Annotated in this window: 16 protein-coding genes; 7 read left to right on the top strand and 9 right to left on the bottom strand. The window is 61.4% G+C overall.

Annotated elements, in window-relative coordinates; translation table 11 throughout:
* The first annotated feature begins 178 nt into the window (after positions 1 to 178).
* The 3 genes from LKX83_RS06215 to LKX83_RS06205 are packed head-to-tail and all read left to right on the top strand — an operon-like array spanning position 179 to position 1,794.
* Positions 179 to 637, top strand: a complete 459-nt coding sequence (locus LKX83_RS06215) for an Lrp/AsnC family transcriptional regulator (RefSeq protein WP_227881414.1) — start codon at positions 179 to 181, stop codon at positions 635 to 637.
* 3 nt (positions 638 to 640) lie between these two features.
* Entirely contained in the window at positions 641 to 1,246 is a 606-nt protein-coding gene (locus LKX83_RS06210) for a chromate transporter (RefSeq protein WP_227881303.1), read from the top strand.
* 5 nt (positions 1,247 to 1,251) lie between these two features.
* Positions 1,252 to 1,794: a chromate transporter gene (locus LKX83_RS06205; RefSeq protein WP_227881302.1), complete on the top strand. Its 543-nt coding sequence runs from the start codon at positions 1,252 to 1,254 to the stop codon at positions 1,792 to 1,794.
* Between the two features lie 962 nt (positions 1,795 to 2,756).
* Here LKX83_RS06205 and LKX83_RS06200 read toward each other — a convergent pair.
* The 3 genes from LKX83_RS06200 to LKX83_RS06190 all read right to left on the bottom strand — a co-directional run bounded on the left by LKX83_RS06200 (position 2,757) and on the right by LKX83_RS06190 (position 5,173).
* The gene (locus LKX83_RS06200; RefSeq protein WP_227881301.1) at positions 2,757 to 3,770 is read right to left on the bottom strand and encodes a GNAT family N-acetyltransferase; all 1,014 of its coding nucleotides are present in this window, start codon (positions 3,768 to 3,770) and stop codon (positions 2,757 to 2,759) included.
* Positions 3,771 to 3,873: 103 nt separating this feature from the next.
* Entirely contained in the window at positions 3,874 to 4,056 is a 183-nt protein-coding gene (locus tag LKX83_RS06195; protein ID WP_227881300.1) for a hypothetical protein, read from the bottom strand.
* Positions 4,057 to 4,126: 70 nt separating this feature from the next.
* Positions 4,127 to 5,173 (bottom strand): NAD(P)/FAD-dependent oxidoreductase, encoded by a 1,047-nt coding sequence (locus LKX83_RS06190; RefSeq protein ID WP_227881299.1) that lies wholly within the window; start codon positions 5,171 to 5,173, stop codon positions 4,127 to 4,129.
* Between the two features lie 190 nt (positions 5,174 to 5,363).
* Between LKX83_RS06190 and LKX83_RS06185 the strand changes: the two genes are divergently transcribed.
* From LKX83_RS06185 to LKX83_RS06170, 4 genes are read left to right on the top strand one after another with little or no spacing between them, the layout of a single operon-like run.
* A complete protein-coding gene (locus LKX83_RS06185) occupies positions 5,364 to 6,242 on the top strand; it encodes an ABC transporter ATP-binding protein (RefSeq protein ID WP_227881298.1) in 879 nt (292 codons plus the stop codon).
* Positions 6,163 to 7,122 (top strand): iron-hydroxamate ABC transporter substrate-binding protein, encoded by a 960-nt coding sequence (locus LKX83_RS06180; RefSeq protein WP_227881297.1) that lies wholly within the window; start codon positions 6,163 to 6,165, stop codon positions 7,120 to 7,122. Before LKX83_RS06185 ends, LKX83_RS06180 begins: the two co-directional genes overlap by 80 nt.
* A 7-nt stretch (positions 7,123 to 7,129) precedes the next feature.
* Positions 7,130 to 8,140 carry a FecCD family ABC transporter permease gene (locus LKX83_RS06175; RefSeq protein ID WP_227881296.1) on the top strand — a complete coding sequence of 337 codons (1,011 nt, stop codon included), beginning with the start codon at positions 7,130 to 7,132 and terminating at the stop codon, positions 8,138 to 8,140.
* On the top strand, positions 8,137 to 9,147 hold the full coding sequence (locus LKX83_RS06170; RefSeq protein ID WP_227881295.1) for a FecCD family ABC transporter permease: 1,011 nt from the start codon (positions 8,137 to 8,139) through the stop codon (positions 9,145 to 9,147). The genes LKX83_RS06175 and LKX83_RS06170 overlap by 4 nt, the downstream gene beginning before the upstream one ends.
* A 290-nt stretch (positions 9,148 to 9,437) precedes the next feature.
* Here LKX83_RS06170 and LKX83_RS06165 read toward each other — a convergent pair whose 3' ends face one another.
* From LKX83_RS06165 to LKX83_RS06140, 6 genes are all read right to left on the bottom strand, one after another.
* Positions 9,438 to 10,181, bottom strand: coding sequence for an SDR family oxidoreductase (locus LKX83_RS06165; protein ID WP_227881294.1), 744 nt, complete (start codon positions 10,179 to 10,181; stop codon positions 9,438 to 9,440).
* Positions 10,182 to 10,458: 277 nt separating this feature from the next.
* Complete coding sequence (locus LKX83_RS06160; RefSeq protein WP_227881293.1) at positions 10,459 to 11,049, bottom strand: TetR/AcrR family transcriptional regulator; 591 nt, start codon at positions 11,047 to 11,049, stop codon at positions 10,459 to 10,461.
* Positions 11,050 to 11,115: 66 nt separating this feature from the next.
* Positions 11,116 to 12,558 carry a DEAD/DEAH box helicase gene (locus tag LKX83_RS06155; protein WP_227881292.1) on the bottom strand — a complete coding sequence of 481 codons (1,443 nt, stop codon included), beginning with the start codon at positions 12,556 to 12,558 and terminating at the stop codon, positions 11,116 to 11,118.
* A gap of 183 nt (positions 12,559 to 12,741) precedes the next feature.
* Positions 12,742 to 13,488, bottom strand: coding sequence for a hypothetical protein (locus tag LKX83_RS06150; protein WP_227881291.1), 747 nt, complete (start codon positions 13,486 to 13,488; stop codon positions 12,742 to 12,744).
* A gap of 1 nt (position 13,489) precedes the next feature.
* Positions 13,490 to 14,806 (bottom strand): SPFH domain-containing protein, encoded by a 1,317-nt coding sequence (locus LKX83_RS06145; RefSeq protein WP_227881290.1) that lies wholly within the window; start codon positions 14,804 to 14,806, stop codon positions 13,490 to 13,492.
* Between the two features lie 25 nt (positions 14,807 to 14,831).
* Positions 14,832 to 15,563, bottom strand: coding sequence for a hypothetical protein (locus LKX83_RS06140; RefSeq protein WP_227881289.1), 732 nt, complete (start codon positions 15,561 to 15,563; stop codon positions 14,832 to 14,834).
* Positions 15,564 to 15,599 lie beyond the last annotated feature (36 nt).

Genomic DNA, 15,599 nt, shown 5'->3' with positions numbered 1-15,599 from the left:
CGCAAGCGACCGACCGAATGCTGGCCAAGTAAAAACGGCTTCGCCGTCCTCAGATGAAGGCGAGACGTTTTTATCGGAGGTCATACAGAAAGGGATAGGGGTAAAACTTATACATTCTGTATGGCCGCGAATATCCCTCAAGGAGGCCTTCCACGTGCAGAGCAAACCGAAAAACGAAATGCCGGACGTCCATATCGACGAGATCGACCGGAAAATCATTACCGCCCTGCTCGCGAACGCGCGCATCTCTTATACCGATCTGGCCAAGGAGATCGGCCTGTCGCGGGTAGCCGTGCAAACCCGCATCAACGCCATGACCGAGGAAGGCGTCATCGAGCGGTTTACGGCCGTCATCAATCCGGCCAAAATCGGCATCGGCGTGTCCGCTTTTTTCAACGTCGAAGTCGAGCCGAAAGCGTTGCAGCAGGTCGCCGACCGGCTCGCGGAGGAGCCCTCCGTCACAAGCCTGTACCATATGACCGGTCCGAGCAAGCTGCACATGCACGGCCTGTTCGTCGACAATCAGGCGATGGAGCTTTTCCTCAAAGAAAAGCTGTATCCGCTGCCCGGCATCATGAGCGTCGATTGCCAGGTGCTCATCACCCGGTACAAGAGCCGCATGGGTTTGAGGCTGTAGGCGATGGGCGCCGGGTTCTTAAGCAACCGCTTCGTTCAACTCGTTGCGGCCATGGTGAGAACGGGCATTCTCGGCTATGGCGGCGGCCCATCGGTCATCCCGCTGATCCGCTACGAGGCGGTGTCCCGCTACGGCTGGATGAAGGACGAAGAGTTCGGCGAAGTGCTGGCCGTCGCCAACGCGCTCCCGGGCCCGATCGCCACGAAGATCGCCGCGTACCTCGGTTACCGGGAGAAAGGCTGGGCCGGCGCGGCGGTGGCGACGATCGCCCATATCCTGCCTTCTTCGGTTGCCATGCTGCTGCTCATGTCGATCGTGCAGCTGCTGAGCAAATCCGCAGTCGTCGCCGGCATGATCGCAGCCGTCGTGCCGGTCATTGCCGTAATGATCGGCATGATGGCTTACGAATTCGGCCGGCGCGCCGTCAAAGGGCTCGGCTGGGCGACGGGAATCGTCGCTTCCGCCCTGACGTTTCTGCTGCTGGAAGTCGTTCCGATCCATCCGGCCATCGTCATCGCGCTGTTCCTCGCCTACGGAGCCGTTCATTTCCAAGCGGCCGAAAAGCTCCGTGCCCGGCTTGAGCGCAGAAAACGCGGCAAGGGAGAATAAGCCTCATGGAATGGTGGAAGCTGTTGCTCGGTTTTTTCCTCTCCAACGTACTCGGGTACGGAGGCGGCCCCGCCTCGATTCCGCTCATGTATCGGGAAGTCGTCTCCCATTACGGCTGGCTGAACGATCTGCAATTTTCCAACATGCTCGCACTCGGCAATACGCTGCCCGGGCCGATCGCCACCAAAATCGCCGCATACGTCGGCTTTCGCGCCTCCGGAGCGGCGGGCTTGCTCATCGCCCTCGCCGCCACGATCGTGCCGTCGGCCGTCGCGCTGATCGGACTGATCCGCCTGCTGCAAAAATACCGGGGATCGAAAGCGGTCAAAGGCATGACGCTGCTCGTGCAGCCGGTCATCGCCGTCATGATGATCGTGCTCGCTTGGCAAATGGGGGACGAGTCGCTGCGAGCGATCGGCCTTTGGCAGACGCTCGGCATCGCCGCCGTCGCCTTTTGGGCGATGGCCTTGAAAAAAGCGCATCCCGCCCTCGTCATCGTCGCGGCTTTCGCCTACGGCGGCCTGGTGCTTTCGCATACCGTCGCATAGCTTTCATCCGGGGAGCCGGCACCGTTTTCGGGACCTCGCTCCTCTTCGCAGCGAACGACTCTTCAATCCTTCTTCGATGGCAAGATGGTAACTATCGGAACAGGCTTGTTCGCCGCGCGACTTCCGGGAATGAAGATGAGGCCGTTGAAACGTATCTTGCATATCGAGGACGACCGGGAGATCGGAAGCTGGGTGTCGGAAGCTCTTCGCAAGCGGGGCTACGAAGTGAAATAACTGACGGTGCAAGAGCTGAACGACAAATGCCGGCAGCATCTCCATATCAAAGTGGACGACCCGGCGCGCGCGGCGAACGATCGTCCGGGAGCTGGGAACGACCGAATTCAAGCTGTCGGCGGACGGCTCGATCCGGCTGTTCCGGTATACGAAGGAACCGATCCGAGGCTCCTCCACGCTGGCCGCCTCCGGCCTCGGCATCCGGCGGTTCGCCCTGACCGGCGGGCCGCTGGAGAGCTATTTCGTCCGGCGCTGAGGATTTCCGGCTCAACCTGAATTCGGTGCCTGACCAACGGGTCAGCCTCGAACGAGTGATCGGTTTGGAACATGGCTACGTAACGGTTGTCCTAGCGCTTAATCGGCCCCAAAAACGGAGGTTTCTTTTCTAACTGTTGCATGCGCGCTTATTAGGACGAAACAGCCCCTCTGCCTACGAACAAACGGGAAATAGGCTCACTGGCAACCATTACATATTTCAAACCCCGTTTTCAGCCCAAATAGCGTCGCTCACAACCATTAGATTTAGCCCTCTTTTACGCACTCGTATCTTTTCCTCTGATGAAGCACCGATTTCGGTTTTGAGCTGGAACTCCCGTTAATCCCCGGGTTGGGACTTATGTACGCTATTTCAGGATCTTCCAACTAGAGGCCGTGCCGAGGCACGCGGCAAACCAAAACGGCTTCGCCATCTTCCGGGAAGAAGGCAAAGCCGGTTCGCTCTATTTAGCCTATTCGTGCCCCTGCGTCGGAACGGCCGCCAGATCGGCCACGATCCGGTATGAACCGCGCAGCGGCTCGTATCCCATGCTGCGGTTGATCCGCAGGATCGGCGCGTTCAGCGAGTCGTTGTCCGTCCGGATATAGTCCGCTCCCCGCCGCTTCGCGAGCTGCCGGGCGAGCAGCTTCAACGCCCTGCCGACGCGTCTTCCGCGATGAGATCTGCTCACGCCGGTGTATTCGTGGTACATGCCGTTCGTCGCAGCTTTGTATATGACATTGGAAACGCCGACGTACCGCTCTCCGTCCGCGACGATGAGCACCTGTTCCGGCGCGTAGCCATCCGGCTGCAGATACCACTTGCGCCACTCCTCGAAGACGGGGACCTCGCCGGTGAAGCCGGGAATGTCGAACATCGTCTCTTGGTACAGCGCGTGCAGCTTGCGCTCACTCTCCTCGCCCGGCTCCTCCGCCAGCGTCGTATAACGGAGCCCTTCCCGCTCCAGCGCCGCCAGCGTCTCGTCCTCCGCCGACGATTCCGGCAAGTCGCGGTCCAGTCGGAGCACCGACTGGAAGGCGTGCCGCTCGACTGCGAAGCCTCTGCGCTCGGCGAACCGCAAGTCGTCGGGCCGGTCGTCCCACACTTCGGTGACGAGCTTGACCGCCCCCAGCGCCTCTCCCCACGCCCGGGCGTGCTGCAGCAGCATGCTCCCGACGCCTCTGCCCCGAACGTCTTCCCCGGCGACCAGCGTGAAGTTCAGATGTCCCGGCTCCGTCCAAGGCGCCCGCCACGCCCATACGTAGCCGACGATCCGGCCCGCCGGGTCGACCGCCACTCGGCGCGTCCGGTCATATCCGCCGAGCATGCCGTTCTCGTCCAGATAGGTATGGCCGACCTCGTACAGTTTGGCGTCGTCCTCCTCCAGCCGGCCCGCGGACGTCGGCTCGGACCAGTAGGTATTCAGCAGGGCAGCGATCTCCGCATAGTCGTCCGGCAGCCGCAAAGGCCGTAATACGATGGGCATGGTTCCCTTCCCCTCTCGAATAACGCTTATAAGACCAGTTTGACATACCCGAGAAGCAGCTGCCATGGAAAGGTTGGTTATAAATAAAAGCGGCCACGCGGGGTTAACGATCTGCTTCGTGCGGGAGTGCGGCGCGAGATAACCCGATATTCGGGTTAACGACCTGCTCCGCGCGGGATCCAGCGTATTCCTTGTCGCCGTGCAGCACGAAAAAGGACGGAACATCGTCACGCAGATGTCCCGTCCTCTTCCACCCGAGGAGATAAGGCTCCAGAACGGCGTTCATGCCTTTCCCTCCTTCCGCCCGGCATCCGGACGCCTCGCTTGCGCGCCGAACCCCGTCGGAACTCCCCCCGCTAACCCAGCATCATCTTCAAGATTTCCCGGTTGCGGGCCTTGAAGACTTCATTGTGCGACGATACCATCGCGACCTTGTCGGCATCCGGCTGGATGTACCGCTTCGCCCGGTTCACGGCATTGGCCGCGTCCTGGAAGGCGCCTGCGATGAGATGCAGCTTGCCGTCGTGGGTAAGAATGTCGCCTGCCGCATACAGCCCAGGCACCGAGGATTCGCTGCCCGAATTGCCCACGATGAACCCGTGCTCGGCCATCGTCATCTTCAATTCGCTGTTGTCCAGCAGACTCGTGTCCTGCTCGTAGCCATGATTGATAATGACTTCGTCGACAGGCAGGTGGGAGACTTCTCCGGTCTCCAGGTCCGTCAGCTCGACGCGTTCGATGACCGAGTGGTCTTCGCTCGCCAACAGCTTCGTGATCTGCGTCTGGAACAGACAGACAGCCGAGCTGTTCATCAGCTGCGACGCCTGCGCCTCGTGCCCGGTCAGCGCGTCCCTCCGGCAGGCCAGGAATACGCGCCGCGCGATGGGCTCGAGCTCGTTCGCCCAGTCGATCGCCGCATTCCCGCCGCCGGAGATGATGATCGTCTTGTCCTGGAATTGCTTCAGCGACTTCACCGTATAGTGGAGGTTCGACACTTCGTACCGCTCGGCGCCCTCGATCGCCAGCTTCTGCGGCTTCAAGATGCCGCTGCCGACCGCGACGATGACCGTCTTCGAATAGTGGACGCGCCCGGAGGCGGCGAGCAGCTCGAAAATGCCCTCGGCGTCGCGCTTGATGGAGACGATCTTCTCGTTCAGGACAACCTCGGGGCTAAATGTGAGCCCCTGTTGGACGAGCTGCTCGATCAGCTTGGCGCCGGGAATCGGCGTCACTCCTCCGATGTCCCAGATCATCTTTTCCGGGTAGACATGAACCTTGCCCCCCAGGTGCGGCTGAAATTCGATCAGTTTCGTTTTCATCTCGCGAAGACCGCTATAGAAAGCCGAGTAAAGCCCGGCCGGACCTCCTCCGATTATCGTGACGTCGAAAAGCTCCCGATCCATGTCGTCCTCACCCTATCTCAAAATTTATCATTGATTATCATTCTCAATTGACTTGAATATACACCTTCCGGATCCGAATTTCAAGAAAAAATCGATTGACAGGGGGGAGAATTCTCATTATCTTAAAGTGGTGAGCGACATTGAGAATCATTATCACTTAAAATAACGCCTGCGAAGGAGGTTCCCCCTCATGGTTCGCCTCTATACGGAAGATCTGAATATCGGCTACGGCGAGCGCGCGATCGTCAAGGACCTCAGCGTCATGATCCCGGACCGGAAGGTGACGGCGATCATCGGCTCGAACGGCTGCGGCAAGTCCACGCTGCTCAAAGCGATCACCCGCATTATCCCGCACCAGTCGGGTTCGGTCATGCTGGACGGCATGAGCATCGCCAAGGAGAACACGAAGCTGCTGGCCAAGAAAATGGCGATCCTGCCGCAAACGCCCGAGAGCGCGAGCGGACTGACGGTCGGAGAGCTCGTCTCCTACGGACGCTTTCCTTATCAGAAAGGAATGGGCCGTCTCACCCCCCGCGATATCGAAGTGATCGACTGGGCGCTCGAGGCCACCGGGACGATTGCCTTCAAGCATCGGCCCGTCGACGCGCTGTCCGGCGGTCAGCGGCAGCGGGTATGGATCGCCATGGCGCTCGCCCAGGAGACCGAGATCATCTTCCTCGACGAGCCGACGACGTACCTGGACATGGCGCATCAGCTCGAGGTGTTGGAGCTGTTGAAGCGGCTGAACACCGAGCAGAGCCGCACGATCGTCATGGTGCTGCACGACTTGAATCAAGCCGCGCGATTCGCGGACTACATCATCGCGCTCAAGGACGGCGAGATCGTCAAGGCTGGCACCAACGAAGAGGTCATTCGCCGCGACGTGCTGCGCCAAGTGTTCCATATCGACGCGGAAATCGGCCGCGACCCCCGCACGAACCAGCCGATGTGCATCACCTACAACCTCATCAAGGGAGAATCCGTGAACCATGAAGAAAGCCATTCCGCTACTGATCCTCATTCTCATCATACTGAGCGCCTGCAGCAGCAACAACAATCAGTCGGCTAAGTCGTCCGGCGAATCGGCCGCATCGCCCTCCGCCACTGCCCCCGCCTCCCCCGAAGCGTCCTCCGCTTCAGGCAAGATCACGTACCAGTCCGAGAACGGCCCGATCGAAGTGCCCGCGGATCCGAAGCGCGTCGTCGTCCTGTCTTCTTTCACAGGCAACGTCATGGCCCTCGGCGTTCCGATCGTCGGCGTCGACTCCTGGTCCAAGATGAATCCCGAGTTCCAAGACAAGCTGAAGGACGCGCAGGAAGTGTCCGACGAAAATCTGGAGAAGATCATCGAGCTTGATCCGGATCTGATCATCGGCCTGTCGAACCTCAAAAACATCGACAAGCTGAAGGAGATCGCGCCTACGATCACTTTCACATACGGCAAGGTGGATTACTTAACGCAGCAGATCGAGATCGGCAAGCTGCTGAACAAGGAAAAGGAAGCGCGGGAATGGGTCGACGACTTCAAGAAGCGCGCGCACGAAGCCGGCGAGGAGATCAAAGCGAAGATCGGCGAGAACGCGACCGTGTCGGTCATCGAGAGCTTCGACAAGCAGCTGTACGTCTTCGGCGACAACTGGGGCCGCGGCACCGAGATCCTCTACCAGGAGATGAAGCTCGCCATGCCGCAAAAGGTCAAGGACATGGCGCTGAAGGACGGCTACTACGCCCTCTCGCTCGAAGTGCTGCCGGAATTTGCGGGCGACTACATGATCTTCAGCAAAAACGGCGATGCGGACAACTCGTTCATGCAGACCGAAACGTACAAGAACATTCCCGCGGTCAAGAACAACCGCGTCTTCGAAGCCGACGCCAAAGCGTTCTACTTCAACGATCCGCTGACGCTCGAATACCAGCTCGCGTTTTTCAAAATACATTTCTTGGGTTAAGGGGCCGATGATGACCGAACAACGACGTACCCTCCCTTTCGGCTTCAAGTTCATCGGCGGAATCGTCTTCTTCGTCGCCATGTTCGCCGTCGCGATGATTTTCGGGGCAAAGCATACGAGCCTGAGCGACGTCTGGCAGGCGCTCTTCACCCGCGCGGCCGGCGACAACATCTCCATCATCCGCGAGATCCGGCTGCCGCGGGAAGTCGCGGCCATCTTCGTCGGAGCGGCGCTCGCCGTCTCCGGCGCCATCATGCAGGGCATGACGCGCAATCCGCTGGCGGATCCGGGCTTGCTCGGCCTGACGGCCGGTGCCAACGCGGCGCTTGCCGTCACGATGGCTTTCCTGCCGTCGGCGAACTATTTCGGCATCATGATCGCCTGCTTCATCGGCGCGGCGGTCGGCACCGGCCTCGTCTTCGGCATCGTCTCGCTGAAGCGGGGAGGCTTCTCGCCGCTTCGTCTCGTCCTGGCGGGCGCCGCCGTCTCCGCTTTCCTGTTCGCGATCGCGGAAGGCGTCGGCCTCGCGTTCAAGATTTCCAAGGACGTCTCCATGTGGACGGCCGGCGGCCTCATCGGCGCCTCCTGGGGGCAGCTCCAGGTGATCGTCCCGTTCATCGCGGTCGGGCTCCTCGCCTCGCTCGCGTTGTCCCGGCAGCTCACCATTCTAAGTATGAGCGAAGAGGTCGCCGTCGGCCTCGGGCAAAACACGACGCGCATCAAGGCCATCCTGTTCGCGATCATGATCCTGCTGGCCGGCGCCTCGGTCGCGTTGGTCGGGAACATGACGTTCATCGGCCTCATGATCCCGCACATCGTGCGCGCGATCGTCGGGACCGACTACCGCTACGTCGTGCCGATGTCCGCCGTGACGGGCGGCTCGTTCATGCTGCTGGCGGACACGCTCGGCCGCACGATCAACGCGCCTTACGAAACGCCGGTGGCGGCGATCGTCGCGATGGTCGGCCTGCCCTTCTTCCTGTTCATCGTGCACAAAGGGGGCAAGGCTTTCACATGATCCATCCCGCCGTCATCCGCAAATACCGCATCACGGCGCTTGCGCTTATCGCGCTCATTCTCGCGACGATCGTCGTCAGCATGGGGATGGGCTACGCCAAGCTGTCCTACGATCGCTTGATCCCGACCCTGCTCGGTCACGGCACGTTCAAGGAGCACTTCGTGCTGTTCTCGGTCCGGCTGCCGCGGATCGTCATCACCCTGTTGTCCGGCATGGCGCTTGCGGTGTCCGGCTCGATCCTGCAGGGCATCACCCGCAACGATCTGGCCGACCCGGGCATCATCGGCATCAACTCCGGCGCGGGCGTCGCCATCGCCGTGTTCTTCCTGTTCCTCCCGCTCGGTCCGGGCAGCTTCGTCTATCTGCTCCCGGCGGTCGCGTTCGCGGGCGCCCTGGCCACCGCGGCGCTGATCTACCTCTTCTCGGCATCCCGGCGCACCGGGATGCAGCCGGTGAAGCTGGTGCTGACCGGCGTAGGCTTCTCCATGGCGCTGTCGGGGGTCATGATCGTCCTGATCTCTTCGGCCGAGCGGGCCAAGGTCGACTTCATCTCCCGCTGGCTGGCAGGCAACGTCTGGGGCACGGACTGGCCCTTCATCCTGGCGATCGCCCCTTGGCTCGCGATCCTCATCCCGTTCGCCTGGTTCAAGGCGAATCGGCTGAATGTGCTCGGGCTCAGCGAACCGGCAGCGGTCGGCGTCGGCGTGGCGATCCGTTCGGAGCGGCTCGTGCTGCTGGGCGTCGCGGTGGCGCTCGCCGCCGCGGCCATCTCGGTAACCGGCGGGATCGCCTTCATCGGCCTCATGGCGCCGCACATCGCCAAAGCGATCGTCGGTCCCCGCCATCAGCTGTCCATTCCCGTCGCCATGCTCATCGGCGGTTGGTTCCTCCTGCTGGCCGACACGATCGGCCGGCAGGTCGTCAGCCCCGACGGCATTCCGGCAGGCGTGATGGTCGCCCTGATCGGAGCGCCATACTTTATGTATCTGCTGCTCAAACGAACGTAACGCGATAAGTAAAAACGGCTCCGCCGCCTTCAAAGAAGATGGCGGCACGTTTTTTATCGGAGGTCATACAGAAATGGATAGGGCTAAAACTTATACATTCTGTATGACCAAGTAAAAACGGCTCCGCCGTCTTCAAGGAAGATGGCGACACGCTTTTATCGGTGGTCATACAGAAATGGATAGGGCTAAATCTTATACATTCTGTATGACCAACAACGAAAACCGCCGGGCGACCGGCGGTTCTTTTCTGTTGCGCGGTGAGATTTCATTTGCTCGGAGAGACGCAATTATTAAATATAGCCCCCGTTGGCGCGAAGCGTCTGTCCGGTGACCCACTGCGAGTCCGGACCGGCGAGGAACAGCACGACCCGGGAAATATCGTCCGGTTCGCCGATTCGGCCGAGCGCGGCCATCCCGACGATTGCCTTGATCTGCTCCTCGGTTTTGCCGACGTTGAACAGCTCGGTGTTGACCGGGCCGGGCGCGACCGCATTGATCGTAATGCCTTTGGCGCCCAGTTCCTTGGCCAACTGGCGGGTGAACTGCTCGACCGCGCCCTTCGTCCCCGCATAAGCGCTGTAGCCGGGGAACATCTGGCCGACGACGGACGTAGAAAAATTGATGATGCGCCCGTTGTCGCTCATGTGCCGCGCCGCCTGCTGAATGGCGAAGAAGGTGCCCTTGACGTTGATCGCGAACTGACGGTCGAAATCCGCCTCCGTCATATGCTCGATCGGCTTGGTAATCATAATGCCAGCGTTGTTCACCAGAATGTCGATCCGTCCGTAAACCCGAAGCGTCTCCCCGAACAGACGCTCCACCTCCGCGACCCGGGCGATATCGGCCTGCACGGCGACTGCTTCCCCGCCCTGCGACCGAATCGCCGCGACCGCTTCCTCCGCCTTGTCCGGTTGGCTCGCGTAATTCAAGACGACCTTGGCGCCGTGCAGCGCCAAGTCCTCCGCGATGCGGCGGCCGATGCCCCGCGAGGCTCCCGTGACCAAAGCGACTTTTCCCGCCAGCTTCTTCTCCATTTTTCCATCCACCCTTTTCCGTATTCGTTTGGCTTCCGTGCGTCGATTATAGTGTCTCTGGATAACATATGTCAAATGACATTTTTTATTATTTGTCATTCGGTAAACAAAAAAAGCCCATCTTCCCCTTTGTCCCAAGTAAAAACGGCTCCGCCGTCTTCAAGAAAGATGGCGGCACGTTTTTATCGGAGGTCATACAGAAATGGATAGGGCTAAAACTTATACATTCTGTATGACCAAGGAAAGAAGGGCTTCGCGAGTCGCGGTCGGCCATGCCTTAGACGGCAAGTCCGGAGAGCAGCAGCGCCCATACCGCTTCGAAATCGGCCTCCGCCTCGTCCGACTGCCAGTCCCGCGCATGGGCGGGATGGTGGAACCGGGCGGTGGCCGTGAAGATCGCCCGCGCGACCGTCTCGGGCCGCCCGGGCTTGAACTCCCCGGAGCGGATTCCGCTCTCCAGGATCCGGGCGATCTGGCCGGTCAGGTGGGCGATGTGGGCGTGGACGATCGCGACCGACTCGGCGGTGACCGCCGTATACATGGCGAACATCTCCGCGTCCTCCGCCAGGTACGTTCGCTTGGCGCGAACGAGCGCCTGCAGCCAATCGCGCAGCCGCTCGGCGGCGGTGCCGTCCTGCCGCTCGACGATCGCTTCGAGCGGCGCGGAGATGCGCTGGTCGAGCCAGCGCTCGGTGACGGCCTCCCGCAGGTCGGCCTTGCTCGCGAAGTGGCGATAGAGCGTGCCGTGGCTGACCTGGAGCGCCTTGGCGATGTCGACGACGGACGTCTTCTCCGGCCCGTAGCGGCGCAGCACCTGCTCGGCCGCGTCCAGGATGGCTTCCCGGGTCAGAATCTGATCATGAGCCATAGGGTCCGAAGAGCCTGTGCAGCTCTTCGCCGTACCTCCTCTCGCTTGCGCTGCCCCGCAGCGCTTCTATCCCCGTCCCGACGGTCTGGCCGGGTCTGGCCACTGCACCTTCTTGCCCGGCTCGCCGCCGGTGCGCGCCGGCCGGGACGGCTGGCCGCCCTGCCCGTTCTGGGCGGGCCGGCGCTGCCCCTGCTGCCGGTTCGCGCCGCCCTGCGGCTGCGCGGAGGCTACCGAGGCGCGGTCTCCCCCGCGGCCGCCCTGTTGCGCTTGCTTCGGCTGCTGCGCTTGCTTCGGCTGCTGCCGCCCTTGCTGCTGCCTTCCGCCGCCTCCGCCGTTCTGTCCCGCCGTCTTCGGCGCCGGCGACGTGTTCAGCATCGGGTACGGATGATCCTCCACGACGGGGATTTTTTTCTTCGTCAGCTTCTCGATGTCCTTGAGGTAGGGCAGCTCCTCGTATTCGCAAAACGAGATCGCGATCCCGCTGTGCCCCGCCCGCCCCGTCCGGCCGATCCGGTGGACGTACGTCTCCGGGATGTTCGGCAGGTTGAAGTTCACGACGTGGGACAACTCCTCGATGTCGATGCCTCGGGCGGCGATATCAGTTGCCACGAGGACGCGGGTCGCGCCGCTCTTGAAGTTGTTCAGGGCGCCTTGCCGCGCGTTCTGCGACTTGTCGCCGTGGATGGCCTGCGCCGTGATCTTCGCCTTGGTCAGGCCGCGCGCGACGCGATCGGCGCCGTGCTTGGTCCGGGTAAACACAAGCACCGACTCGATCGATGCGTCCTGCAGCAGCAGGTTCAGCAGGTTCAGCTTGTTTTCCTTGTCGACGAAATAAACGGACTGCGCGATGCGATCGACCGTGGAGGAGACCGGCGTGATCTCGATCTTGACGGGATCCTTCAGGAGCGAGTCCACCATGCTTGTGATCTCGGGCGGCATCGTCGCGGAGAAAAACAGCGTCTGGCGCTGGGCCGGCAGCTTCGCGATGATCCGTTTCATATCGTGGATGAAGCCCATGTCCAGCATCCGGTCCGCCTCGTCGAGCACAAGGATCTGCACGTGCCGCAGATCGGCGAGGCCCTGGTTCATGAGGTCGATGAGCCGGCCAGGCGTCGCGATGAGTACGTCCGTGCCGCGCGCGAGCATATCCTCCTGCGCCTTCTGCGAAACGCCTCCCACGATGACGGAGCACCGCAGCGGGGTGAATTGGCCGTAGGCTTGCATGTTGTCGGCAATCTGAATCGCCAGCTCCCGCGTGGGCGTCAGGATCAGGGAGCGGATCGGGCGGGGCCCGCCGCCTCTCGGCGGCTGCTGGGCGTTCAGCAGCTGCAGGATCGGCAGCGCGAACGCGGCGGTTTTGCCCGTGCCCGTCTGCGCGCAGCCGAACAGATCGCGGCCCGCGAGCGCCGCCGGGATCGCCTGCTGCTGGATCGGGGTCGGCGTCGTGTAATTTTCCTTGCTTAATGCCTTCAGAATCGGAGGCGAAAGTTTCAAATCGTTGAAAGTCATAAGATCTCCTTCGGAGCCGTCGTTGGCTTGTTGATGCTCTAGCTTACTTTACCACACTTTGTTCCCTACCCGCAGCTTGGCTCTTCGTTCCCCCGCTCGCCTTCCGCAAAAACGGCAAAAGCCTCCATCTCCGCCGCCAGGGCGGAAAGGGAAGCTTCTGCAACCGCGCGAGAGGCGCGAAGGCTATTTGAGGCGGACGAGCTGCTGGTTGCGCAGCATCACCTCGTTCATCAGTTGGCCCACCCGGCGGGCAAGCGGCTCGGACTGCTCCGCGACGTCGAATCCCGCGCCGAGCAGCAGAATGTCGTCGGACAGCAGCTTCACCTGCTGCAGCAGGAGCTCGTCCGTTTCCCGCATTGACGGGTGGGAGACAGGATCGCTGTAACGCACCTTCTCTTCCAGCTCATCTACGCTCCGCTTGAGCGGCGCGGCGGCGGCGTCGCCGACCCCGTTAAGGTGCAGCTTGGCGGAGGAGATCGAGAGCAGCATGCCGCTGACCCATTGGACGGCTTCGGCCGCTTCGTCCTCCTGCTCCTGCGCGTTGTTCACGGAGAAGGCGACGAAGCCGGCGAGGATGCCCGCGAGCGCCAACGCGATGACGTGGATTAGGGCGTAAGAGCGCGTGGAAACGTCCAAATAGACGGAAAACACCAGAATGATCACGACCGAGGCGACAAAATACAGGAAAACGATCGTGCCATAGCCCAGATAACCCGGCACCAGCTTGCCGAACCGGCGGTTCAACGTGCTCATATAGCGCGAATAGAAGTAAGCCGCCGTCTCCGCGATGAGCAGGGAGCCGAGCGAGAACGCGAAATGCCCCGGCCGGAAAAGCGGAAGGCCGAACAGCAGCAAAACGGCGACCGTTACGATCAAGGCGAGCACATAGATAAACGTATCGATTCGGAAATACGAACGCGGTTGGCTCATGTCAGTCCTCCTGCTTGGTCAGGCTGTGCCCGCATTCCAGACAGAACTTCTGGCCGGGCTTCACCTCGTGCTGGCAGTTGCCGCAGCGCAGTTCGGCCACGCCCGTCCCGCAGTTCGGGCAGAACTTGACCGGTCCTTCGAGCTGCTCGCCGCATTTGGCGCACGATCTGGGCGGGAGAAGAGACGTCCCGCATTTGCGGCACTGGGCCGCATCCTCCGCGTTGTCCGCCCCGCACTTGGGACATGGGCGATTCGGATCGCCGCAGTCCGGGCAGAATTTCGCCGTCGCGGGGAAGGGCTTGCCGCATCGGCTGCATTCCACCTCCTGTGCAAGAGGAGGCTGTGGGTCGCCCAGCTTTCCCCCGCACGACATGCAGAAGGCGGCTTCGGCCCGGTTCAAGCTTTGGCAGCGGGAGCACCGCCTGGTATAGGCGGACGTGTCCATCTGCTGCGTCAGGCCGGCCATCTGTCCGCCGACGGCGCCGCCGACGCCGAAGCCCATGCCGAGCCCGATGCCGGCGCCCATGATGTTCGCGCCGCCTCCGCCTTCGTTTTTGGCGGCGCCTTCGAGCGTATTAAAGGTGCGTTCCTGCTGGTAGGTGTAGCCGATGATGTCCATTTCCGCCTTTTTGGCCAGCGCTTCCTTGAGCTTGACCGTCGACGGATCGTTGTCCGGAATGTTGATCGAGCCGATGTTGAAGTTCAGCAGCCGGATCCCGTACTCCTGGAAAATCGGCGCGAGCCGCTCCTGGATATGCTCCGCAATCTCGCCTACGTACGCGTTAATCTCGAGGATGCTGATCTTTTTGCGGACCAGGTAGGACGAGATCAGCTCGTTGATGTTCATCATCAGCAAGCCGCGGAAATACGTCACGAGCGATTCCCGGTCGAATATCGGGAGCGCGCCGATCAGTTTCAGCAAAAATTTGCGGGAGTCCTCGACCTGCACGCCGAACTGCCCGAACGAGCGGACCGCCACGAACAGCTGGTACTTCGGATCCTGCAGCTGGAGCGGCGCCGGGGTGCCCCACTTGACGTCCAGAGCGTGCACCTTGTTGACGAACCATACCTCCGCCGCGAACGGGGATTTGCCGCCGAACGGCAGGTTGATCAGCGACTGGAGCAGCGGGATGTTCGCCGTCTCCAGCGTATGCCTGCCGGGGCCGAACAGATCGAGCGCCTGACCGCCTTTGAACAGGATCGCCTCCTGCGTCTCGTGCACGATCAGCTGCGTCCACGTGCCCAGCTCCGCGTTCGGATATTTCCAGGCGAAGACGTCCGCCGAAGCTTCAAATTTCAATACATCTACGATGGCCATAGATTCCGCTCCTTGCAAAAGTTAGTTAAGAGACCGGGGCGGGCTCGCCGAGCGGCGAGCTGCAATACTCGCACGTGGCGGCGTGGTTGCGATAGATTTGCGATTTGGAGCCGCAGCCGGGGCACTCCACCGTCACTAGTCCGCTATCCGAGGCGGCCGCGGGCTCTGCGCTCCAAGTCTGCTCGTACTCCGTCTGTTGCGCCTGCGATGCATAGGAGGCTTCACCGTAACGCACGTCGTAATAGAGCTCGCCCGTCGGATCGTTTACGAGAATCGGGAGCAGGCCGGCTTGGTTCATGAATTCCATCCCGAGCGCAACGGCGGCGGGCGACCGCCCCGTATACGAGGCGATTTGTCCCACATGGCTGCAGGAGCCGTTCGTCGCCAGCGTGTAGTAGCCTTCGAGCAGCGTAAGCTTGCTCCGCTGAAGGCTGCTGTAGATCGCGTGGAATACGAAGGCGATGACGGCGAACAAAACGCCGAGGATGGCAAAGCCGGTCGCCGAGCCGTCTTCGTTGTTGTCGGTGACGCGAAGGATCGTGTTGATGATGATGCTGTAGCCCGCTAGCGCGTAGAAATGTACGGCGACGATGAAAACGTTCATGCCGCGCAAATATTCGTATCTCGCGAACCGAATCCAGAACAGGACGATCTGCAAGAGCGCGAGCGGGTACAAGATGACGAGGAACAGCTGCCAGCCCAGCCAGGCGCCGACTCGTTTGGAAATCGCTTTTTTCAGGTGTTCGCGTAAGGGCAAAGAAGGCCCCTCCTTCTATCGATCTAGTAAGGCGAA

This window comes from Cohnella baijiui (assembly GCF_020731285.1).
GTDB lineage: Bacteria > Bacillota > Bacilli > Paenibacillales > Paenibacillaceae > Cohnella.
The sequence above is the reverse complement of the archived record's forward strand: the minus strand, read 5'-3'. Positions and strand labels throughout refer to the sequence as shown.